The 23,184-nt window shown below is 63.7% G+C and carries 17 protein-coding genes, 1 tRNA gene and 1 pseudogene; 9 read left to right on the top strand and 10 right to left on the bottom strand.

The features are described from left to right. The first annotated feature begins 158 nt into the window (after window positions 1-158). Window positions 159-243: transfer RNA gene (locus tag PT282_RS02080), tRNA-Ser, on the top strand. A gap of 164 nt (window positions 244-407) precedes the next feature. Here PT282_RS02080 and PT282_RS02085 read toward each other — a convergent pair. After that, a complete protein-coding gene (locus PT282_RS02085; RefSeq protein WP_277167931.1) occupies window positions 408-1,205 on the bottom strand; it encodes a hypothetical protein in 798 nt (265 codons plus the stop codon). A gap of 173 nt (window positions 1,206-1,378) precedes the next feature. Here PT282_RS02085 and nusA point away from each other — a divergent pair, with 173 nt between their 5' ends. The 5 genes from nusA (at window position 1,379) to PT282_RS02110 (ending at window position 8,777) form a co-directional block, all read left to right on the top strand. Then, window positions 1,379-2,425, top strand: a complete 1,047-nt coding sequence (nusA, locus tag PT282_RS02090) for a transcription termination factor NusA (protein WP_277167932.1) — start codon at window positions 1,379-1,381, stop codon at window positions 2,423-2,425. A gap of 186 nt (window positions 2,426-2,611) precedes the next feature. Beyond that, a complete protein-coding gene (gene infB / locus PT282_RS02095; RefSeq protein WP_374114130.1) occupies window positions 2,612-5,428 on the top strand; it encodes a translation initiation factor IF-2 in 2,817 nt (938 codons plus the stop codon). 161 nt (window positions 5,429-5,589) lie between these two features. Next, complete coding sequence (rbfA, locus tag PT282_RS02100) at window positions 5,590-6,072, top strand: 30S ribosome-binding factor RbfA (RefSeq protein WP_277167933.1); 483 nt, start codon at window positions 5,590-5,592, stop codon at window positions 6,070-6,072. Next, entirely contained in the window at window positions 6,056-7,411 is a 1,356-nt protein-coding gene (locus PT282_RS02105) for a tRNA pseudouridine(55) synthase TruB (protein WP_277167934.1), read from the top strand. Before rbfA ends, PT282_RS02105 begins: the two co-directional genes overlap by 17 nt. Window positions 7,412-7,532: 121 nt before the next feature. Further along, a complete protein-coding gene (locus tag PT282_RS02110) occupies window positions 7,533-8,777 on the top strand; it encodes a riboflavin kinase (protein WP_277167935.1) in 1,245 nt (414 codons plus the stop codon). Between the two features lie 231 nt (window positions 8,778-9,008). Here PT282_RS02110 and PT282_RS02115 read toward each other — a convergent pair whose 3' ends face one another. From PT282_RS02115 to radA, 6 genes are all read right to left on the bottom strand, one after another. Next, window positions 9,009-11,126, bottom strand: a complete 2,118-nt coding sequence (locus PT282_RS02115; RefSeq protein ID WP_277167936.1) for a BspA family leucine-rich repeat surface protein — start codon at window positions 11,124-11,126, stop codon at window positions 9,009-9,011. 263 nt (window positions 11,127-11,389) lie between these two features. Further along, the gene (locus PT282_RS02120) at window positions 11,390-13,708 is read right to left on the bottom strand and encodes a BspA family leucine-rich repeat surface protein (protein WP_277167937.1); all 2,319 of its coding nucleotides are present in this window, start codon (window positions 13,706-13,708) and stop codon (window positions 11,390-11,392) included. 803 nt (window positions 13,709-14,511) lie between these two features. Next, a complete protein-coding gene (locus PT282_RS02125; RefSeq protein ID WP_277167938.1) occupies window positions 14,512-15,087 on the bottom strand; it encodes a cupin domain-containing protein in 576 nt (191 codons plus the stop codon). A 53-nt stretch (window positions 15,088-15,140) separates the two neighbouring features. Next, the gene (locus PT282_RS02130; protein WP_277167939.1) at window positions 15,141-15,422 is read right to left on the bottom strand and encodes a helix-turn-helix transcriptional regulator; all 282 of its coding nucleotides are present in this window, start codon (window positions 15,420-15,422) and stop codon (window positions 15,141-15,143) included. Further along, window positions 15,415-15,786, bottom strand: a complete 372-nt coding sequence (locus PT282_RS02135) for a type II toxin-antitoxin system RelE/ParE family toxin (RefSeq protein ID WP_277167940.1) — start codon at window positions 15,784-15,786, stop codon at window positions 15,415-15,417. Before PT282_RS02135 ends, PT282_RS02130 begins: the two co-directional genes overlap by 8 nt. A gap of 51 nt (window positions 15,787-15,837) precedes the next feature. Then, window positions 15,838-17,262, bottom strand: a complete 1,425-nt coding sequence (gene radA / locus PT282_RS02140) for a DNA repair protein RadA (protein WP_277167941.1) — start codon at window positions 17,260-17,262, stop codon at window positions 15,838-15,840. Window positions 17,263-17,455: 193 nt separating this feature from the next. Here radA and PT282_RS02145 point away from each other — a divergent pair, with 193 nt between their 5' ends. The 3 genes from PT282_RS02145 (at window position 17,456) to tpx (ending at window position 18,914) form a co-directional block, all read left to right on the top strand. Then, the gene (locus PT282_RS02145; RefSeq protein WP_277167942.1) at window positions 17,456-18,064 is read left to right on the top strand and encodes a hypothetical protein; all 609 of its coding nucleotides are present in this window, start codon (window positions 17,456-17,458) and stop codon (window positions 18,062-18,064) included. Window positions 18,065-18,165: 101 nt separating this feature from the next. Continuing rightward, on the top strand, window positions 18,166-18,255 hold the full coding sequence (locus PT282_RS02150) for a 30S ribosomal protein bS22 (protein ID WP_004268639.1): 90 nt from the start codon (window positions 18,166-18,168) through the stop codon (window positions 18,253-18,255). 152 nt (window positions 18,256-18,407) lie between these two features. Next, window positions 18,408-18,914, top strand: a complete 507-nt coding sequence (gene tpx, locus PT282_RS02155; RefSeq protein ID WP_277167943.1) for a thiol peroxidase — start codon at window positions 18,408-18,410, stop codon at window positions 18,912-18,914. Window positions 18,915-19,036: 122 nt separating this feature from the next. Here the strand turns inward: tpx and rpiA are convergent, their stop codons facing one another. The 3 genes and pseudogenes from rpiA to pgm form a co-directional block, all read right to left on the bottom strand. After that, entirely contained in the window at window positions 19,037-19,735 is a 699-nt protein-coding gene (gene rpiA / locus PT282_RS02160; RefSeq protein ID WP_277167944.1) for a ribose-5-phosphate isomerase RpiA, read from the bottom strand. 976 nt (window positions 19,736-20,711) lie between these two features. Beyond that, window positions 20,712-21,324 (bottom strand): annotated as a pseudogene (locus PT282_RS02165) (ribonuclease H); the annotation flags it as partial. A 117-nt stretch (window positions 21,325-21,441) separates the two neighbouring features. Continuing rightward, window positions 21,442-23,118, bottom strand: coding sequence for a phosphoglucomutase (alpha-D-glucose-1,6-bisphosphate-dependent) (gene pgm / locus PT282_RS02170; RefSeq protein WP_277167945.1), 1,677 nt, complete (start codon window positions 23,116-23,118; stop codon window positions 21,442-21,444). Between the last annotated feature and the right edge of the window lie 66 nt (window positions 23,119-23,184).

Below are 23,184 nucleotides of genomic sequence, written 5' to 3' on the forward strand. Positions count from 1 at the left end.
TCAAGTCGCCTGGGACTTGAATGGACGGCGGTTAGCTTCGGCTGTTATTGGATAAACACCGCCGTCTTCGTCTTGGTGTTTCGGGCACGCCACGCACAGTTGCCGAGATCCGCATCATGCCTTATACTTGTGAAGTTGCCTTTTTGAAGGCAATGGATGGATGAGTGTCCGAGCGGTCTAAGGAGCACGCCTCGAAAGCGTGTGAGGAGAAATCCTCCGCGAGTTCGAATCTCGCCTCATCCGCTTGCCGGGTCTCCGAATCGTTTGGTTCGGAGACCTTTTGCGTTCCGAGTCGTTACGGCTGTTCGCAAGCCTCTTCTCTGCGAGATCAACGCGAATGGCATGGCTGGAGTGGCCAGTGCCGAGTGCGGCGCTCAACGCATCTCCTCGTTGCCGCCACTGCAAGCTCAGTCGAAAAGCGCGGCGTCGAAGGCGGGGTAGCCTTTCTGCAGGGCGAGGGAGATGCGTGAGATGACCAGATTGGCCAGCACCTGCGCGGTGTCGTCGGAGCCCTTGCCGGCGGTCGCGCCGGACTTGGCGGCGGCGGGGGAGTCATCGGCGATCGCCGCGATCTCGGCGCGCGCGCAGTTCATCTCGCTGGCGGCGAGCACCGGGGTCTTGAGCCCTGTGGCCGGATCGTCGATCTCGTTCGGGGCGGCCAGCAGGGCACTGGTGTCATAGACCTTCTGCCGTGGGTCGCCTTTGGCGCCCGGGGCCTGCAGGGAGATGAGCCGCGAGGCCACAGCCCGGTGCCCGTCGCTCAGTGCCAGGCTCGCGCCGTCGACCTGCCGCGCGGCCAGCACGCCGGTCTCGAAGCCGGCCCTGTCCTCGGCCAGCGCCATGGACTTCAGCGCGGTGTCGCTGACGTCGAGCGCCGCCACGTTGTCGAGGTTCTGCGTCGCCGCGTCGGGCAACGTGATCTGAGCCTGCAGCTGTGGGGCGATGCCCGCCTGCAGGTGCAGGGCAAGGGCCGAACGCATGGTGCCCTCGGCGAAGCGCGATGGGCAGCTCGCGGCGGTTCGGTTCCATGCGCCCGCGCCGTTGCCGAGTGCCAGATAGCGCACGGCGAGGGGGTTGCCGGGCGCCGAAAGCCGCTCGTCGATCCTGGCGGCCGAATAGGCGCTGTCGCAGGGGCTCGCCGCCGTGCCCGGGGCCTGCGACGTCTCGATGCCCACCGACGAGCACGCGCCCAGGGAGAGTGTCATCGCTGCGAAAAGGGCGCCCGCGGCCATCGTTTTGGACCACAAATTGCGGGAGGCGAAAAAGCGATGATGTGTCTGCATAAACCACTACAATATCGTTTGATTATGACTAAATGAGCAGAGCGCTCGCTGGATTTTTATTCGTTGCATAATTTCATATAGGAGGTCTTGCGACCATGGAACTGGACCTGACAGGTATTCATCAACTCGCGTCCGAGCAGGGCATCGATTCCCAGACCCTGGATGACGCACTTTCCGAAGCATTGCTCCTCGCCTATGGCAAGGCGCCGCATGCCGCACGGCACGCCCGCGTCGAACTCGACGAACGCGCCGGCACCTTCACCATCTGGGCCAGGGATGAGAAGCCCGTGGAACCCACCGAGGAGGACCCGCATCCCCGCCCCGAACTGGGTGAGGAATACGATGACACGCCGCACGATTTCGGCCGTCTCGCCGCCTCCACCGCACGGCAGGTCATCCGCCAGCTCTTCCGCGACGCGGAGGACGAGCGTGTGCTCGGCGCCTTCGCCGGCCAGAAGGGCAAGCTCATCACCGGCGTCATCCAGCAGGACGCCAAGGATCCGGCCAACGTGCACGTCAAGGTGGGCGACGTCGAGGCCATCCTGCCCAAGCGCGAGCAGGTGCCGGGCGAACGGTACCGCCACGGCGAGCGTCTGCGCGTCTACGTGGTCACGGTCGGCCGCGGGCTCAAGGGCCCCGAGATCGTCGTCTCGCGCTCGCATCCCGAGCTGGTGCGCAGGCTTTTCGAGCGTGAGGTGCCCGAACTAGTCTCCGGCGCGGTCTCGATCATGGCGATCGCCCGCGAGGCCGGCGCCCGCACCAAGATCGCGGTGCGCGCCAACACCGAGGGCATCAACCCCAAGGGTGCGCTGATTGGCCCCGGCGGCGCCCGCGTGCGCGCGGTGATGGAGAACCTCGGCAACGAGAAGATCGACATCGTCGACTGGTCGAAGGACCCGGCGAAGTTCGTCGGCTCCGCGCTTTCGCCCGCGGTGTGCACCGGCGTCAACATCGTCAGCGAGAAGAACAAGACGGCCATCGCCTTCATCCACGACGACCAGCTTTCGCTCGCCATCGGCAAGGAGGGGCAGAACGCCCGTCTCGCCGCGAAGCTGACCGGCTGGAAGATCGGCATCGAGTCCAGCGAGGCGCACGCCGCGCAGCAGGCCGCCGAGGCGTCGCTGGCGGGCAAAGAGCAGTGATTCGCAATCCAGCGTCACGAGTATGCTGGAACGCGGTAATCCGGGCGTGGGTTCAAGGTGAGCCCGCGCTCCGGTTGGAGACGAGGTAACACGATCATGGTCGCACGATGAGTCAGGGTAAGCTCGCCGGCAAAAGACATTGACCGCACGCATATGCGCGCGGCCGTAATAATAGGAGAAAACTGAGTGGCAAAACAGCGCGTATATGAACTCGCCAAGGAGTTTGGCGTAAGCAGCAAGACGGTATTGAACAAGCTCAAGGACATGGACGAGTTCGTCAAGTCCGCTTCGTCCACCGTCGAGGCGCCGGTGGTGCGCAAGCTCCGCGCCGCCTTCCCCAAACAGGGCGGGGACGCGAACGGTTCGGCATCCAACAAGGGCAACGGCGGTCCGAAGGGCTCCGCCAACAACAGGCATTCCGGCTCGGCTCCGAAGCCGGGTCAGCGTCCCTCCTTCTCCGCCAAGCCGGGGCAGGCCGGGCACAACGGCCATCAGGGCGGCCAGCACGGCCAGTCCCGTCGGTCTGGTGCGATGCCGGGACCGCGCGGCGGCCAGCACCAGCAGCACGGCAATGGAGGCCATGGCGAGGGCATGAGGCCCGGCCAGCAGCGTAACCACGGTGGCGCGCCGCGTCCGCATGCCGCGAACCCGGGCCAGCACCATGGCTCCACGCCCCGTCCGGGCAACAATCCGTTCAGCCGCAAGCAGGGCATGCACGTGCCCATGCCCAGCGGCATCCCGCGTCCGCATCCGATGGCGCGCCCCACGGTCAACAACAGCCGTGGCCGCGGTGGCCGTGGCGCCGGCCGCGGAGGCTTCCGCAACGGGCGTCAGGGCCAGGGAGCACGCCCAGGGCAGTGGGGCCACAACCGTCCCGGCCAGCAGGGCGGCGGCGCACGCACCGGTGGCAACCGCTTTGGCGGCTTCCAGGGCGGCGGCCCCTCGCACGGTCCGTCACGCGGCGGACGTCGCGGAGGCACCGCGGGCGCGTTCGGCCGTCAGGGCGGCAAGTCCTCGAAGGCCCGCAAGAACAGGCTCGCGAAACGTCGTGATTTCCAGGAGATCAAGGCTCCTACCATCGGCGGCGTGCGCATTCCGACCGGCAACGGCCAGACCATCAGGCTGCGCCAGGGCGCCACGTTGGCGGACCTCGCCGAGAAGATCAACGTCAATCCCGCAGCGCTGGTGACGGTGATGTTCCACTTGGGCGAGATGGCCACGGCCACCCAGTCGCTCGACGAGACCACCTTCCAGATCCTGGGCGAGGAGATCGGCTGGAACATCAAGATCGTCTCCGCCGAGGAGGAGGACAAGGAGATCCTGCAGCAGTTCGACATCAACCTTGACGCCGAAGAACTGCAGGACGACGAGGACCTGAAGCCGCGTCCCCCGGTGGTCACGGTCATGGGCCACGTCGACCACGGCAAGACCCGCCTGCTTGACACCATCCGCAAGACCAACGTCATCGCCCGCGAGGCCGGCGGCATCACCCAGCGCATCGGCGCCTACCAGGTGACCGTCGATCTCGAGGACCAGAAGCGCAAGATCACCTTCCTCGACACCCCTGGCCACGAGGCGTTCACCGCCATGCGTGCCCGCGGCGCCGAGCTCACCGACATCGCCGTGCTGGTGGTGGCGGCCGACGACGGCGTGATGCCGCAGACTGTCGAGGCCATCAACCACGCGCAGGCGGCCCATGTGCCGATCGTGGTGGCGGTCAACAAGATCGACGTCGAGGGTGCGAACCCCGAGAAGGTGCGCGGCCAGCTCACCGAGTTCGGCCTGGTACCCGAGGAGTACGGCGGCGACACCATGTTCGTCGACATCTCCGCGAAGATCGGCACCAACGTCGACAAGCTGCTCGAGGCGATCCTCCTGACCGCGGACGCCTCCCTCGACCTGAAGGCCAACCCCGACATGGACGCGCGTGGCGCGACCGTCGAGGCCAGGCTCGACAAGGGCCGCGGCGCCGTGGCGACCGTGCTGGTGCAGCAGGGCACGCTCCATGTGGGCGACGCCATCGTGGCCGGCACTTCCTATGGCCGCGTGCGCGCCATGCTCAACGAGGACGGCAAACAGATGAAGGAGGCCGGTCCCTCCGCGCCCGTGCAGGTCTTGGGCCTCACCAGCGTGCCGAGTGCCGGCGACCTCTTCCTGGTCGCTCCTGACGACCGCACCGCCCGCCAGATCGCCGAGAAGCGCCAGGCCTCCGAACGCGCGGCCCAGCTGGCCAAGCGCCGTAAGGTCGTCTCGCTCGAGAGCCTCAAGGAGCAGTTCGCCAAGTCCGAGGTCGACATGCTCAACATCGTCATCAAGGGCGATTCCTCTGGCTCCGTCGAGGCGCTGGAAGATTCCCTGATGAAGATCGAGGTGTCCGACGAGGTCGGCATCCAGGTCATCCACCGCGGCGTCGGCGCCATCACGCAGAACGACGTCAACCTGGCCACGGTCGACAAGGCCGTCATCATCGGCTTCAACGTCCGTCCGAACCGCCAGGTCGCCGATCTGGCCGACCGCGAGGGCGTGGAGATCAAGTACTACTCCGTCATCTACAAGGCCATCGAGGACATCGAGGCCGCCCTGAAGGGCATGCTCAAGCCGGAGTACGAAGAGGTCACCACCTCCCATTCCGAGATCCGCCAGATCTTCCGCTCCTCCAAGTTCGGCAACATCGCCGGCGTCATGGTCCAGGACGGCGAGGTCAAGCGCGGCACCAAGGCGCGCATCCTGCGCAACGGTGTGGCCACGGTCAACGACCTGGAGATCAGCTCGCTGCGTCGTTTCAAGGACGACGTGCAGTCGGTCAAGGAAGGCTACGAGGCCGGCATCAACCTCGGCTCCTTCAACGACATCCAGGAAGGCGACGTCATCGAGACCTTCGAGATGAAGGAGATCGAGCGCAAGGACATCAAGCCCTCCAAGAAGGACGACAAGGACAAGGAAGGCGGCAAGGCCGGCGAGCCCAAGGACTCCGGCAAGGCCTCCAAGCCCAAGAAGAACTGATATCCGATAATTCGCTATCCGGCATCCCGGCGGTTGCCCTCTGCGGCGCATGGCGTGGCAGGTGGCGGCCGCCGGGTCCGTTTTGGACGGAAACCACGGGCTCATTACCATGGGATACATCGGTATCCTTATTACGAAAAGGCTATTTTCAAGGAAACGTTATGGCAGGAATCAATCCACGCGCCGCGCGCATCGCGGCCCTGATCCAGCGCGTCATCGCCTCGTCGATGGAGCGCACATTGCACGACAAGCGCCTCACCGGGGTCACTATCACCGACGTCCGCGTCACCGGCGATTTGCAGATCGCGCGCGTCTTCTGGACCCAGCTCGGCCAGGAGGGCAAGGCGCAGGGCGAGCGCAAGCGCGCCGAGCAGGCGCTGAAGCAGGCCACGGGCAAGCTGCGTTCACTGGTCGGCTCGAAGGCCGGCCTGCGTCTGACCCCGCAGCTGCGGTTCGTCTACGATGAGGTGCCCAGCGAGGCCCACGAGATCGAGGACATCCTCACCGTGGCGCACAAGCGCGACGAGGAACTCGCCAAGACTCGCGAGACCGCACGGTATGCCGGCGGCGAGGACCCGTACGTCGAGTCCCGCAGGAAGAAGACCGCCGCCGACTTCGAGGACGACGGTGGCTTCGAGGAGTAAGGGGCCCGAGCCTTCAGGCCTGCTGCTCGTCGACAAGCCGCTCGGCGTGACCAGCCACGACGTGGTGGCGGCCGTGCGCGGGGCGCTGCATATGCGCCGCGTCGGCCACGCCGGCACGCTCGACCCGCAGGCCTCGGGCGCGCTGGTCATCGGTTTCGGCCACGGCACCCGGCTGCTCAACTACATCGTCGACCACACCAAGACCTACGAGGCCACCATCAGGCTCGGCCAGACCAGCACCACCGACGACTCCGAAGGCGAGATCCGCACGGTTGCCCCGGTGCGGTTGGCGGATGATGCCGAACAGGGCGAAGGTTCCGGGGAGCTTGGAGACTCCAAGCATATCGATGACGTCGAAACTGGCACCGATGACGGTTCGGAGTCCATCGAAGGCACCAATAGCGCTGAGACCTCAGAGCATGACGAAACCCCTGAACCCCCTAGGGCTGAAGGCGTCACCCGTGGGCTGACGCTTCGGGGCATCGAACGCACCATCGCCGCACACTTGACTGGCGACATCGAGCAGGTGCCCAGCGCCTATTCGGCGGTCCGCGTCAACGGCCGCCATGCCTACGAGCTGGCGCGTCAGGGCAGGGAGGTCAGGCTCAAGGCCCGGCCGGTCACCATCAGTGAATTCAGCGTGCTCGCCGCCCGCAACGTGTGCGTTGACGACTTGCACGATATGTCCGGAGGGATGCGCGACCATGCCAACACGGCGGCCGACTGCGCGCATGAGGACGGTGAGACGGAGGCCTGGGCAGTGAACGGCGAGACCGCCGCCGCCGATACGGTCGCTGCGACCGGTGATGCCAAAACAGGGAACGGACCTCACGCCGAAACCACCCAAGTGGTCGACCTGGACGTGCGCATCGGCTGCTCGACCGGCACCTATATCCGCTCGCTCGGACGCGACCTGGGCGACCTGCTCGGCGTCGGGGGCTACCTGACCAGGCTGCGCCGCACACGAGTCGGCCGTTTCGACCTCGCCGACCCGGCGCTGGCCGGACGGGTGGTCACCGCGCATACGGAGCCGCACACCTTCACCAACCGCGAGGGCGTGGAGGTGACGCTCGGCAAGGCCGTGCTCGACGTCGATGCCGCGCAGCTGGAACGCCGCTCGCTGACGATGCTCGAGGCCGCGCGGCGCACGATGCCGACCATCGCCATCACACCGGCCGACGCCGCGGATTTGCGCTTCGGCCGCAGGCTGCGGATGACTCTGGCCCAGCCGGGACCCGCGGTGGCCTATATCCCGGATTCCGGCGAGGTGGTCGGCATCGTCCAGGCCGCCAATGCCAGCGAACTCAAGTCCCTCGTGGTGTTTCCCGCGCGCCCTTGATTGTTCCTGAGCCGCGCTCCGAAGCTCCGCATCCTGTATCGAGTCTCACGGAAAGGGGTCTTCCGCCGGGCGAGCCTTGGCTGGTAGGATTGATATCGGCAAGACAAGACAAAGGACTTTGATGAAGATCACCACGTTGACCCCCGATGAGAACGGATTGGTGGCCTGGCCCACCCTGAGCGCCCACAAGCGGACGGTGCTGACCATCGGCGTGTTCGACGGCATGCACCGGGGCCACCAGGCCGTGATCGCACGGGTGGTCGAGCTGGCCCGCAAGACCGGCTCGCTCGCCGTGGCCATGGTCCTTTCCCCTCGCCCCGCGCTGGCCCACCGCTACGCCAACGAACACGACGGCATGGACCTGCCGGACGGCGCGGCCGACACCGAGGCGCTGAGCTCGGTGGAACAGCGGCTGCGGATCATGGAGGCGATGGGCGTCGACCAGGTGCTGGTGGTGCGCTACACGATGGCGTTCGCGGCCAAATCGTTCCGCTTCTTCCTGGGCCAAATGGTCGGCAAGCTCGGCATGCGTACGCTCGTGCTCGGCAAGGATGCGGCCCTGGGCGCGGGCCGGGCCGGTGACATCAAGGCGATCTCGGCGCTCGCCGACGCCACGCGGGTCTTCGAGCTCGACGTGGTCGACGACCTCGGGCCGGGCGACACCTGGATCCCCTCGCATATCGAGCCGAGGATGCCGGAGGGCATCGGTGAGCCAAAGGACCCGACCGAGGGGATGAGCAAGGCCGAGCGGCGCGCGTGGAGCAAGGCCAACCAGTGCCGCAAGGTGCGGGTGTGGAGCTCGTCGAACGTGCGCTACCTGCTCTCGCAGGGGCGCGTGCGCGACGCGGCGGCCGTTCTGGGCCACGACCATGCCGTCGAAGGCGTCGTGGTGCACGGCGAGCAGCGCGGCCGTGAGATCGGATTTCCCACCGCGAACCTGGCGCAGAAGGTCGAGGGCTACGTGCCCGTCGACGGCGTCTATGCCGGCTGGCTGGTCGATTTGGGGCCGGCAGACGACGGCAAGGACGGCGAAGGGACCGGCAGCGGCGTCCGCAACGGCGACGATACCGCGGTTTCGGCCGCGCCGGATGATCGGGCTCGCATGGCCAAGGGGTCGCCGTGGCGTTGGCCAGCCGCCATCTCCATTGGCACCAAGCCGACCTATAGCGACGAGACCGGCATCGCCGAGCGGGTGATCGAGCCCTATTGCGTTACCGACGACTGGCTGGAGCTCTATGGCCACAAGGTTCGCGTGGAGTTCACCAGGTTCCTGCGCGGCCAGGTCAAGTTCGCCGGCACCGACGAGCTGAAGGTGGCGCTCAAGGACTACGCCGACCAGACGTTGGCCATCACCGGCGCGCAATGATCGCAGTGACCGTTGCGTTGACGGTTCGGTGACGGCGTTGATGATGATTCGGCGCACAGAGGCGTAGGTGGCGGTCTGAAAGCGAATGACTAAGAGGGGCTTCCGCATGGTGGTGCGGAAGCCCCTCTTGTGGTATCTGCCAGGGAACCGTTCTTGCCAAGTAACCGTTCCTAGTGCTAGGCGGTTGCAATCATGCCAGACGGTCGGTCTGTCGGACTGATGGGTGACTGGCTATCGGCTCATCGTGTGGTTGTGGCGTGTACGGATGAGGCCGAGTCCCAATCCGAGTGTGACCAGAATCGTCGCGGCGAGCATCGTGCTCACGGTTGCGGAACCCGTGGCCGACAGTTGTCCGTTGGCGTTTCCGTCGCCATTGTTGTTCGCGCCGCCGTTGGATGTGTGGCCGGGTGTGGCTTCTTTGAGGCCGAGTGTGAAGGGTGCGCTCGTGTTGCCTGTCGCGTCCTTTACGCTCACGCTCACTTGGTCGCCCGGGGCGACGCTTTCGGGCCATTCGGCGGTGAACGTGCCGTCGGCACCGCTGGTCGTTGTCGTCTCCAGGGGCGTGCCGTCGCGGCTCAGCGCATCGGGTGTGGTCAGGGGATTGCCTTGCGCGTCGAGCCAGCTGAGGGTGATCGTCACGCCCTCTTCGGCTTGTGGGGTCACGCCGGTTAGCCCGTCCTTGGCGGACATCGTTTTGCCGCTCACCGTGCCCTTGGCCTGGTCAACCGGAGCGGTGGACGTAAGATCCGCCGTCGCAGGTGCGACCATGTCGGCATGCAAGGTCTTGAAGACGTAGTCGGAGCCGTCGGTGCCGTCAAACGCCTTGGCACGGACCACATAGTCCACTCCGGTGCCCGTGGTGTCTGCCGTGAGCCCGGTGAGGTCGGAGACCTTGAACGTGGCCGTCCAGGTGTTCGCACCGGTGTCGGCGGTCACGCTTCTGGCCGCCACGCCGGCGTCTTCCACGTCACTGGTGCTGCCGGCGGGCAGCAGCCTCACCGAGGTGCCGTCCATGTTCGTGTCCGTGCCCAGAGTGCCGGTCACGCTTACCGTTCCGTCCGCCGCCACGGGCGTGCCGCCGAGCGACTTCGGAACGGTCGTGTCGCCGATGGCCGGCGTGGGAATCCGCTCCCACACCGCATGGAACTTCTTCATATCGCTCACGCCCCAACCGTCATAGGCGAGTGTGCTGCCTTCGGTGTAATCAGGTGCTGTGGCCGAGGCGTCCGTCGACCAGCCGAGGAACCGGTAGCCAGCCCGCTTCAGCGTTCCCGCGCCGGGCATGGTGAGATCCTCTGACGAGCTGTCGGGAATCATCAGCGGCGCGGGAGCCTCACCTGTCGCATTGTCGCCGCCGTGGAATGAGACCGCCAACCGGCCATACCACATTCTTCTTGAAGGATTGCCGAATTCGTCTTCCGGTTCACCGGACCATGAGCCATCTTCGTTGACCCAGGTGCCACCAGAAGGACGTGCATAAGCCGGGAAATGAGTATTAGGAGTAAGTCGTATCTCGTTAAGCGAGATGCTGTTGTAAAATATCTCGTCCATGCCGGTGACGTTGCGGGTATCGAACTTGGGGCCCAGATCAATACGTTGCAATGGGTCGCAATAAAAGAACATCTGATCCATGTTGGTGACTTTGCTGGTGTCGAAGTTGGCTCCCAAATCAATACTTATCAGATTGCTGTTGTTATTGAAGAAATCGTGCATGTCGGTGACGTTGCTGGTATCGAAGTTGTCTGGAACGCGCACACTTCTTTTCCTTCCGTCGGGTTGAGAATCGAAACTTTGTGCGAACATCCAGCTCATGTTGGTGGTTTTGCTGGTGTCGAGCTTATCAAGGCCGCTGATATCGGTTAGGCTGTCCAGAAAGGCTATCAGATACGACGAGTTCTGCGGGGCGTAGACCTTGTCGTCTGACACCACGCTAAGGATATCATTGAAATAGTCCTGCCAGGGTGCGTAGTTGCTGGTAGCTTCATCTAGCCCGCCCAGTAGCGTACCGGTGCCTTGGGAAGGGTCGGTGGTACCGAAGTGGAGCGTGCATTCGGCGTCGACCTGCCAGTAAGCGTTGTCGCCCCAGGCCTGCTTGTCGCTATCATTGCAGGTGCTCTGCGTGCCAATCGCGGGACGTGCTTCGGTCTGGGGGAGATTTGGCTTGGCTGTCGTCGGATTGGCGGTCGTGGAAGTCGTTCCCTGTTTGATGTTCGTCGTCGTTGCGGTTTCGGCCGGCGACGGTGCGGTGGTGGGTGTGGCGGCTCCGGCCATCTGCGGGGCCATGATGGTGGCGGCTGCGGCCAGTAGCGCGACTGCGGCGCCCGTGATGGTATGGGTATGGTGTCCCATCTGTTTCTCCTCTTATGCTTTGATGTGATGTCCGGTTTGATACGCACATCATTGCACGCTTGACTAATTATTACTATATTCAAATCAATGGTATCAAAATGTGTTGCATCGCACAAAACAGAGCAGTGAAAAACGGGAGCTGGTACCGTCCTGGGAGGAGGGAGCCTTAATACTAAAAGGGTCCCCGCACGGTGGTGTGGGAACCCTCTTGTGCTCGTCATCCGAATAACCTGTCGTTCGACCGGTTAGCGGTCTGCGGCCGGTTACCGGGCTGTTGTATGGCTGCGATTGCGGCGCGCACGGATGGCAACGAGTCCCAGTCCCAGTGTGGCCAGGATTGCTGCGGTGAACATCGCGCCTGCGGTCGTGGAGCCTGTGGCCGACAGGTTGCCATCGGTGCCGGAACGATCGCCGCTGGCGGATTCCTGGCCTCCGTCGGATGCTGAGGACGGCCCTTCATTGCCGGGGGTTGTCGTATGCCCACCGGATTCGCCACCGGACTCTCCACCCGATTCCTCTGACCGGTTGAGGTCAAGGGCGGTGAGGGCGCTGGTGTTGCCTGCGGCGTCCTTGGCCTGGACGCTTGCCTTGACGGCCCTGCGGTCGGAGGGCCAGGCGACGGTGAAGGTGCCGTCGTTGCCGCTGGTCACGGTGCTTGCCGCGACGCCGGCGACCGTGTTGCCATCCGAGTCGAGCCAGGTGACGGTTATGGTGTCGTCCTTTTCGATTTGCGGAGTAACTCCCGCTAGGCCATTCTTCGCGGACATGGCCTTGCCGGTCACGTGGCCCGTTGCGAAAGCCAGGTCGCCGGGCGCGGGCGCGATCATGTCGATGGTCTGGTTCTCCAACTTGGCAAACGGCGAGTCGCGTCCATCGCTGGTGTGCACGCGTGCGTAGAACGTGTATTTCGCACCCGCGCCATTGGTGTCCGCATCGAAGGCGGAGACGGGCAATCCGGCGGTCCAGGTGAGCGCCCTGCCCGCCGACGGGTCGACGGCGACGCCCGCCCCGGTGGTCGGGTCGGCCGACGAATCCGCGGGCAACACGTATGTCTGGATCTTGTCGCCCGCGGCGGCTCCGGCGGCCGTTCCCGTCAGGGTGACGTTTCCGGAAGCCGGGTCGCCATTGGTGGAGTGGGGTGCGGTGATAGTGGCGTCGATGGTCGGGGCGGCCACGGGATTGGACTTCCACACCGCGAAGAGGATCTTCAGCCCTCCGCCATAGGTGAGTGTGTCTCCCTCGCGGTAATCGGGCGTGGTGGCCGTTGCGGAGTTCGCCCAACCCTGGAACCGATAGCCAGGACGTGCCAGTGAGCCCTGGCCCGGCACCGTGAAGTCCTGGGAGCCACCGGTGACGGTGAACGGTGCCGGCGGCGTGCCCTGTGTCGCTCCGTTGCCGTTGAACAGGCATCCGTTCATCCCGTACCACATACGGCGTGACGGATGGCCGAAGCCGTAATAGACATAACCCGTCCAGGAGGCGTCTTCGTTCGTCCAAAGTCGGTTATAAAGGTGGGCGTCACGCGAGAATGTGGTGTTTGGTGTCAGCCGTATCAGCGTCAACGCCTTATCGTCACTGAGCATATCGAACATATCGGTGACCTTGGTAGTGTCGAATTTCGGGCCAAGGTCCAGAACTGTCAGACTCTTATCGTTCTCGAACATTTCGTACATGTTGGTGACGTTGCTGGTGTCGAATTTGTCACCGAGATTCAGATTGGTCAGTTTTTGGTCTTCTGCAAACATATTCCCCATGTCGGTGACGTTGCTGGTATCGAATTTGTCGCCGAGGTCCAGGCTCGTCAGGCTGCGATCATCGCTGAACATGCCGTCCGTTCTAGTGGCTTTGCTGGTGTCGAATTTGTCTCCGAGGTTCAGGCTCGTCAGGCTGCGGTCGCCGCCGAATATACTGCCCATGTCGGTGGCGTTGTTGGTGTCGAATTTGTCGCCGAGGTTCAGGCTCGTCAGGTTGTGATCACCGTCAAACACGCCATGCAAGCTGATGGCGTTGCTGGTGTCGAATTTGTCCCCTAGGTTTAAGCTACTTAAACGTTGATTTTCTCCAAAGAGCCAGGTCATGTCGGTGACATTGCTGGTATTGAATTTGTCGCCGAGATTCAGGCTGGTCAATTCAAGGTCGTTGTAGAACATGTATCCCATGTTGGTGACGTTGCTGGTGTCGAATTTGTCGCCGAGGCTTAGGCTCGGCAGCCACTGTTCGTTGTAGAACATGTATCCCATGTTGGTGACGTTGCTGGTGTCGAATTTGCTACCAAGGTTCAGGCTCTGCAGATGCGGATCGTTCTTGAACATGCATTCCATGTTGGTGACGTTGCTGGTGTCGAATTTGTCTCCGAGGTTTATGTTCGTAACTTCCGGGATATGGTCAAACATGTGTTGCATGTCAACGGTCCTACTGGTGTCGAGGTTGCCGAGTCCATCAATGTCGGCGACGTCTGGCATATTACTCAACAACCATGATGCGTCTTCAGGGGCTTTGACCTCGGAATCGAATACGATTTCCGTGCTGTTATACCACCAACCGTCGTGGGTTACGTCCTCTCTTCTTCCCAACTCGCCCATGCCGTTGTTGGTATCTGTGGTGCCGAAGTGCAGCGTGCAATCACTGTTGAGCTGCCAGTAGGCGTTGCTGCCCCACGCTTGCTTGCCGCTACTGTAGCATGTGTTTTGTGGCTGCGCACTCGATGCGTCTTCGCTCGAATCGATAGCCGGATTGATCGACTGAACTTTGGTGGTAGGGCTCTGGAGCTCATCCGGTTGTGTCGTGGTGCCATCTGTCTGCGGATTGTTCGCCTGCCCTGCTTCGTCGTGATGGTCCGCCTCGCTTGAATGGTTTGCGCCTTCGTCTTCGGAGGCGTCCGTTGGGTTCTTGGCTACCTGCCCGGATGCGATGTTATTGGCGGGGGGGGGTCTGCGCTTCTGGCTCCACCGCGCTGGCGAGCTGGGGCGAGACGGCCATGGCCATGGCGGCCAGCAGGGCGATTGTTACGCGCGTGGTTCTGCGATTCATGGTTCTCTCTTCGGTCTCTTGGATTCTCCATGCCACGGCACGGTTCGTTTCGGTAAGGAAGTCCCGGCGCTGCGACAATTGTTATACAAATAACAGTATAGGGTGTTCGCCGATAAATGTGTCGGGATTCAGACAATGTGTCGCCATTTGGACAATGATGAATCGTGGGTTATATGCTAAACCTCAGTCGTAGCCAACTCTTTTTGGTCTATAACCTAGGCGCTTGAATCTTGATGCCGGTGAATCTGGTCATTCCTCGCTGAATGATCTGGAATCTGAAAACGGCGCTGCCTGACCGGTTGAAGGTTCCCGGCCAGGCAGCGCCGTTGTGTTGTTTTCCTGTTTCCGTTTCGGTTTATTCGAGCGTGAAACCGTCGAAGGTGAAGCCGGGGCTCACCACGCAGGAGACCAGCGCGTCGCCGTGGCCGGGGATGGTGCGCTGCCAGCAGCCTTCGGGGATAGCGTACTGAGCGACCGGTTCGGCAAGCTCGATCGAAGCGTCGGACGGCTGACCGGCTTGCTGCGAGTCGAGACCGGTCTGCGCCGGATCGATGCCGGCGATGCCCTGGCCCAGCGTGATGAGCGTGCGCTTTGACTTGTCGGCCTCAGGCGCGTCGCCGTAGCCGCCGAGCTCGAGGCCGACGGTGGCCGGCCCGTGCCAGAGCCAGATCTCGTCGGCGTCCACCTTGTGCCAGGCGCTCGCGTCGCCCTCTGGCAGCAGGAAATAGATCAGCGAGGCCAGCGGACGCTTGCCCGAGGCCGCGTCGGTTGACTCGGAAGTCTCGTCTCCGGCGGCATCCTGGCCGGCCTCGACGGCCTTGCGGCTCAGCCAGGTCTGGCGGTACCAGCCGCCCTCGGGATGCGCCTCAAGGTCCAGCGTCTTCACGACGTGCTGCGCGTACTCGCTCATATCCTCGATGGCAATGCTCATGTGGTTCCTTTTCCTTGTCTGTCTGATGGTAGTGCGGTGGTGCATAGAGGTTGCTAATTGCTGAATCCGATTGTCAGTCTTTTGCCCATTGCTTCGGCAAGAGTGCCGAGAGTGCGGAACGAAGGGCTTATCCGACCCTTTTCTATACGGTTGATAGTGGTTCTGGATACGCCTGATTCTTCTGCGAGGTCCTCTTGGGTGAGACCTGCGCTTTCTCGGGCTTGCATAAGCGCGACGGCGGCATCGAGGCGCTGCGTTTCGTCGTCGATGGCTTTCGCCATTTTCCGATTCTTGCGAACTTTTGCGAGATGCGTGTCGAAACTGTAACTAGGCATGATGTTTCCTCTTGTTCTCATTCTGATAAAGATCTTGAATCCGATGGGCTTTGGCTATTTCGGATTTTGGTGTTTTCTGGGTTTTCTTCGTAAACCCGTGTGTTATGAGATACTCGTTGTTGCGTATTTGGAAATAGCAGGCACGCTGGATGTTACTGGAGAATTTCGATCGTATCTCCCAAATGTCAGCATCCAGTCTTTTGACCCATTGCATTTTCAGAGATGTTGGAATGCCATATACTTCGATGCGGTCGATGATGGCGTCCAGTTTTGCGGCATCTTTGGCGGGCAGCGTTTGGTACCAATCGTCGAATGGACAGTTGCCATTTTCTGATTGATAAATGTTGAAGGAAAGCTGTCGCATATCTAAGAATGTAGCATATGTGCTACATTCGAGCAAATGTGTGTCGTCTTGTTAGTGCCGATTTTTTGTTCCTAGCGCCTCGAGGGCGTCGCGCAGGGACGAGACCTCCACGATCTCCAGGCCCTTGACGGCCTTGAGGCGGCGCTTGCCGCGATGGGTGGGCACCACGGCGCGGGTGAAGCCCAGGCGCGCGGCCTCGTTGAGGCGGTGGCTCAGCTGGGGGACGGGGCGCACCTGGCCGGTGAGCGAGATCTCGCCCATCGCGCAGGTGGTGCGATCGATGGGCTTGCTGGTGGAGGCGCTCGCCAGTGCGGCGACGATGGCGAGGTCGCAGGCCGGTTCCTTGGCAAGGCCTCCGGCGATGGTCGAGACGTAGAGATCGTTGGCCAGAAGGTTCACACGCCCATGGCGGTACAAAACCGCCGAAAGCATGGCCAGGCGGTTCGCGTCGATGCCGTTGGTGTTGCGGCGCGGGGTCGGCAAGACGGATTTGGTGACCAGCGCCTGCACCTCGATCGGCAGGCTGCGGTGGCCGTCGAGCGTGAAGGTGACACAAGTGCCCTCCACGGGCGCGTCCTCGGTGGAGAGGAACAGGCCGGAAGGGTCGGTGACCTCTTCGATGCCCTCGCCGCTCATGTCGAAGCAACCCACCTCGTCGGTCGGTCCGAAACGGTTCTTGGCGGCGTGCAGCATGCGCAGCGCGGTCTGCGAATCGCCCTCGAACTGGCAGACCACGTCGACCAGGTGCTCGAGCGTGCGTGGGCCGGCGATGGAGCCGTCCTTGGTGACGTGGCCGACCAGCATCACCGGGATGTCGAGGGTCTTGGCGGTGTCGATCAGGGCGCTGGCCACCTCGCGCACCTGCGTGGAGCCGCCGGAGATGCCATCGACGTCCTGCGAGACGATGGTCTGCGCCGAATCCACGATGGCGAGGCTCGGCTTCTCCTGCTCGATCAGGCCGAGCACCGTGGCCAGGTCGGTGGTGGCCGAAAGCAGCAGGTTGTCCTCAAGCGCGTTGATGCGCGAGGCGCGCATGCGCACCTGGGCCTGCGATTCCTCGCCGGAAATATAGAGGACCGATTTCCCGGCGTCGAGGCGCGCCACGTTGCCCGCCGTCTCCAGCAGCAGCGTCGACTTGCCGATGCCCGGTTCGCCGGCGACCAACACCACCGAGCCCGGCACGATGCCGCCGCCGAGCACCCGGTCGAACTCCTCGAAGCCGGTGGGCACGCGGGTGACGTTCTCGGTGGAGACCTGCGTGATCGGCTTGGCGGCGGCGCTTCCGGCGATCACCGCGTCGCGGGCCTGCGTGCGCGAGGTCCGCCCGGGCGCGGCGGTGCGCGACGAAGCGGCGGGGCGGGCCTCATGGAATTCCTCGACGGTGCCCCATTGCCCGCACTCGGGGCAGCGGCCGTACCATTTCACGCCGTTCCAGCCGCATTCCGAGCAGACATACTGTGTCGATTTTCTAGCCATGAGGCCGACGCTACCGACGTTGGCTGACAAACCCGTTTCCACTCGCCATCCACGCACGCACTAACTCGAGAATCAACAACAAGAACGTTGCAATCTCGGGGTTTTGTTTTTGATTCTCGAGTTAGTGCGTGCGTCGTGTCATCCGCCGTGTCATACACGCCAAGCGTCAGCCCGCTGTGAAATAATCGGACCCATGTCCAACGTTGAAAAATCCTCCTCCCACGGCAAGCTGATCGCGGTCATCGTCGCCGCCGCGGTCGTGATCGCCCTGGCTCTGCTCTCCGCGTTCGTCTGGCCCGGTTGGGCGATCGACCGCAACGGCTCGCACGCCCAGCAGACCCAGGCCGCCAAGTCGCAGCCCACCACCCCCAGCATCAAGTCCAAGGATCTGCCGCAGGACGCGACCGCCCTGCTCAAGGCCATGCCCGACAGCGTGCTCAACTTCGCCCGCATCGAGGCCGCCCCCAGCGCGGACTGGACCTCGTCCTCGCCGCTCGAGGAATATACCCTGACCTACTCCACCGGCGACGACACCAAGAACGTCAGCCTCAAGGTGGCGCAGTGGCCCAGCGGCGACGGCGCGAAGAGCCAGTACGACGCGCTCGCCAAGGCGCTCAAGGGCGAGGACGTGGCCGGGGGAGCCGTGAAGGTGGCCGGCAACGCCACGGGCGACTACGTGGTGAAAGCCACCGGCAAGAAAGGCAAGACCGCCACGGCGCTCTGGCGCAACGACAGCGTGGTCTTCCAGGCCACCGGCCCCAAGGATTCGGTGCAGCGCTTCTACCAGAAGTTCCCGCTCTGAGACCGATATCGCCGCCACGCGGGCCGATGGCGTTTTAAGTCGGCTTGGCAGTGTATCATTGGGCAAGTTGCACACTTACAGTCAAGGAATGGAGGCTTCAGATGGGTTCTGTCATCAAGAAGCGCCGCAAGCGGATGAGCAAGAAGAAGCACCGCAAACTGCTGCGTAAGACTCGTCATCAGCGCAAGTAGTTCTTACATGCTTTAAGGCCCGGAATCGCAAGGTTCCGGGCCTTTGTCATATCCGTCCGGCGCGGAGTGGCGAGGCGCGGGCATTGGTGCAGCCGTTTGTCACTGAGCGCAAAGCCATGGTGTTCCGCCCCGTTTTGTGACACCATGGTGTCATGGCACAGATCAATCTGGGTGGTGCGCCCACTCGCACCGTAGGCAATCTCCCGTCCGTCGGCTCCAAGGCCCCGGCATTCTCCATCGCCGATGGCGATCTCAACGACTTCGGCCTCGAACGCTTCGCCGGCCGCAAGGTCATCCTCAACATCTTCCCTTCGCTCGACACGGCCACCTGCTCGATGTCGGTGCGCAAGTTCAACAAGATGGCCGAGGAACTCGACGGCGTCAGCGTGGTCTGCGTGTCGATGGACCTGCCGTTCGCGCAGGCGCGGTTCTGCGGCGCCGAGGGCATCGAGAACGTCGTGACCGGCTCTGCGTTCCGTTCCTCGTTCGGCCAGGATTACGGTGTGACCATCGCCGACGGCGGCATGCGCGGATTGCTCTCCCGTGCGGTCGTCGTCATCGACGCCGAGGGCAACGTGGCCTATGCGCAGCAGGTGCCCGAGATCCACGACGAGCCCGATTACGAGGCCGCGCGCCAGGCCGTCGAGGCGCTGAAGTGACCGCTTTGATGTAGATATTCGCGTTGGATATCAAAATGCGATGGGCGCGACGCCGGGAGTTTCCTGACGTCGCGCCCATCGCATCTTGCGTATTATGGGCCCCTATCCGACGGGCCCGCGCCTCACTTCCCGGAGACGGTTAGCACGCGCGGGCCGTTGGGATTGCCCACGATCACCTTGTTGACGCGGTCGAGGAAGAGGCCGTGCTCCACCACGCCCACGGTGTTGATGAGGTCCTCGGCCAGTTCCTGCGGGTGGTCGATGCGCCCCAGGTGCAGGTCGACGATGTAGTTGTTCTCGTCGGTGCGCACGTCGTTGCCCTCGGCGTCGAGGCGCAGCACCGGCTGGTAGCCCTTGGCCTCGAATCTCTTGATGACGTGGCCGGCGCCGTAGGGGATCACCTCGACGGGTAGCGGGAAGGCGCCGATGGTGTCGACCACCTTCGACTCGTCGACAATCCAGATGTTGTAGTCGGAGTTCTCGTTGACGATCTTCTCCCAGAGCAGGGCCGCGCCGCCGCCCTTGATGCCGTTGAAGTCCTTGTCCACCTCATCGGCGCCGTCGATGGCCAGGTCGATGTGGTCCACGTCGTCGATGTCGACGATCTCGATGCCGTAGCCCCTGGCCTGCTCGGCGGTGCGGCGCGAGGTGGTCACGCCCGTGAACTTCAGGCCCTCCTCCTGGGTGCGGCGGCCGAGCTCATCGACCAGGAACCGCACGGTGGAGCCGGTGCCGAGCCCGGCGATCATGCCGTCCTCGATGAATTTGGCACCCTCGATGCCGGCCGCCTTCTTCAACGCGTCTTGCTGCTGCTTGTCCATCTTGCTCCTTTTTCGAGCCTGGCTCGAATCGGCGAATGATACCTGCCATGGTATCGGGGTTGCGCTACTTTCGGCGCGCCTCACCGACTCTCCTGCCGCCCGCGTCGCGCCGTGTTGGCGATCAGGAACGGTGCGGCGTCCAGGGTGATCTGGCCGTCGCCCGCCACGTAGCCGTCGATGGCGATGACGCCGCGGATGCGACGGGGCCGGCCGTCGAAGGTCGGGCTGGTGCGCGGGGCGGGGGAGAAGCGCAGAGTGCCGTCCACGCTCAGTCCGCTGCGCAGGTACTTTGGCTGATGTGGCGTCTGCGGCTTCGGGGCGGCGGAGTCGGATTCGGAGATGTCCGATTTGTCGCTGGTGCCGGGTTCATCGTCGGTGACGGAATCGGTGGTGTCGTCGCCGACGGCCGCGGTGTTGGCATCGTCCGAAACGGCTGAGTCGGACGACGCCTCGACATGGTCGGGATTGCTCGGGGAGTCGCCATTCATGGTCGGTTGCGAAGGTTCCGGTGACGCCGATGAGACCGAATCGTCGGAGGCGTTTGTGGTACTCGGGCCATTCGGCGCATCCGGTTCCTCTGAATCGTTCGAGGATTCCGCGGCCTCCGAAGGTTCCGTGGATGTCGAAGTGTCGGCAAATCCTGAATCATCGAGGGTTTCCGATTCATTCAATCCATTTGATTCATGCGAGTCGTTCGCGTCGTCCAGATCGTTCGTCGACGCCTCATTGGCGGACCCGCCATCATCCGCGGCGCGGTGGTGGGCCACGACGGGCTTGCGCCCACCGAAATCGTAGTCGGGCACGCCTTCGGGGCCTGCCAGACGTTCGGCGAGCGTCGGCTTGTGGCTGTGGCTGCCGTTCTCGGCCTCATCGCCATGGCCCTGGTCATTCTGAACGTCCTGAACACCCTGATCGTCGGAGCTGTTCGAATCGCCCCCGTTGTCCGCGTCGTCGAGGTCATCGCCGCCGGAATGCGCGCCGCGCCCGAGATGATACTGCTCCTCGGTGATCTTGCCATCGATGAGCAGGCGCGCGTCGCTGGGGATGTCGACGCCCTTCGCGTAGGCGGAGGCGAGCAGCGACTGCCAGCCCTCGAGCGGCAGATAGCCGTCCTTGACCCCGCTGCGCGCGTCGCCGGAGTAGGTGTGGGCAAGGTCGTCGACCTTCTCGTTGCCGGGGTTGCCGTTGTGGCCCTTGACCCAGACGAACGTGACCGGGCCCTCGCGTCCGGCGATCTCGGCGTCGATGGCCTTGATCAGCGGCGCGTTCTTCACCGGCTTCTTCTGCGAGTTCTTCCAGCCGTTCCTCTTCCAGCCCTTGACCCACTTGGTCGAGCAGTTGATGGCGTACTGCGAGTCCGTCTCGATGGTCAGTGCCTCCGAGCCGCGATGCGCCCGCAGCGCCTCGAGCACCGCGCACAGCTCGCCGATCTGGTTGGTGCCATTAGTGGCGCCGCCCGCGTCAGAGTCACCGTCATGCTGGTGGCCCGTGGTCCGTGCCGCGTTCGCCGCGTGGTCCGCCCACGCCCATCCCATCGGCCCGTTGGGGTTGCCCAGCGCGCTGCCGTCCGTCGATACCGTAATTGTCATAATCATCAGCCTACGGTCTGCCGGCGAAAACGATGGTGACGGCCGGAACATAGGGAAACGGACACGATACCGATGGGATACCGTGTCCGTTTTGTCGTTATTGCGTTTGGCGACGAATCAGGCTCCCAGCGCCTTGTCGACCACGTCGGTGGCCTCTTCGAGCACCTGGTCGAGTGCCTCGGGGGAGGCGAACGACTCGGCGTAGATCTTGTAGATGTTCTCGGTGCCGGAGGGGCGGGCGGCGAACCAGTTGTTCTTCGTGGTCACCTTGATGCCGCCGAGCGCGGCGCCGTTGCCGGGCGCCTCGGTGAGCTTGGCGGTGATGGGCTCGCCGGCCAGGGTGGTGGCCGAGACCGCCTCAGGGGTGAGCCCCGCGAACTTCCGCTTCTGCTCGAGCGTGGTGGACGTGTCGACGCGCCTGTACCAACTCTCGCCGAATTTCGCCACCTGCTCCTGATGCAGCTGCGCCGGGTTCTTGCCGGTCTTGGCGGTGATCTCGGCGGCCAGCAGGTCAGGGATGATGCCGTCCTTGTCGGTGGTCCACACGCGGCCGTCGCGGCGCAGGAAGCTCATGCCGCTGCTCTCCTCGCCGCCGAACGCGACCTCGCCGGTGAAGAGCGGATCGACGAACCACTTGAAGCCGACCGGCACCTCGACGAGCTTGGCACCGATGGAGGCGGCCACGCGGTCGATCAGGGAGGAGGAGACGAGCGTCTTGCCGACGCCGGTGCCTTCGGGCCAGCCGGGGCGCGCGCCGCCGAAGAGGTACTCGATGCACACGGCGAGGTAGTGGTTCGGGTTCATGACTCCCCAGTCGGGGCAGACGATGCCGTGGCGGTCGGCGTCCGGGTCGGTGCCTCCCACAAGGTCGTACTTGCTCCACGCCCCGGCGTTGAGCTCGTCGACCAGGCCCTTCATCGCGTACTGCGAGCTGGGGTCCATGCGGATCTTGCCGTCGTGGTCGATGGTCATGAACCGCCAGGTCGGGTCGACCTCGGGGCGCACCACGCCGATCGAAAGTCCGTACTTTTCATTGATTAGCGGCCAATAGTTGACGCTCGCGCCGCCCAGCGGGTCGATGCCGAGCCTCACGCCGGAGGAGCGGATGGCGTCGAAGTCGATGACGTCGCCCAGGTCGGAGACATAGTGGTCGCGGTAGTCGAAGCGCTCGACCAGCGGGGACTTGATGGCCTCCTCGTACGGCACGCGCTTGACGTCGCGGAAGTGGCCCAAGAGCTCATTGGCGCGATTGGCGATGGCCTCGGTCGCCTCGGCGGGGGCGGGGCCGCCGGTGACGGGATCGTACTTGAAACCGCCGTCGGTGGGCGGGTTGTGCGAAGGGGTCACCACGATGCCGTCGGCCAGTCCCTCGCCCTTGAAGCGTTGCGAGCCATCGGCGGCGCGGTTGTGGGTGAGGATGGCGTGCGAGATGACGGGGGTGGGTACGAAGTCGCCGCGCGAGTCGATGCGCACGGTGACGTCGTTGGCCACGAGCACTTCGATGGCGGTTTTCATCGCGGGGCCGGAGAGCGCGTGGGTGTCGCGGCCCAGGTAGAGCGGCCCGGTCACGCCCGCCTTCTTGCGGTATTCGGCGATGGCCTGGCTGATCGCGACGATATGCGCCTCGTTGAACGAGGTCTTGAGCGACGAGCCGCGGTGGCCGGAGGTGCCGAACGAGACGCGCTGCGCCGGATCGTCCGGGTCCGGGACGGCGTCATAGTATCTGGACGTCACCTCGTCGACGTCGATGAGATCATCCTGTGTGGCGGGTTTGCCCGCATTATTAGCAACCATGCCTCCATTGTGCCACGTACCCCGTGCCGAAGCGCCCGGCCGTCTGACGGTTGTCCGGTTGGAAAC

The organism is Bifidobacterium sp. ESL0763, from assembly GCF_029433395.1.
GTDB lineage: Bacteria > Actinomycetota > Actinomycetes > Actinomycetales > Bifidobacteriaceae > Bifidobacterium.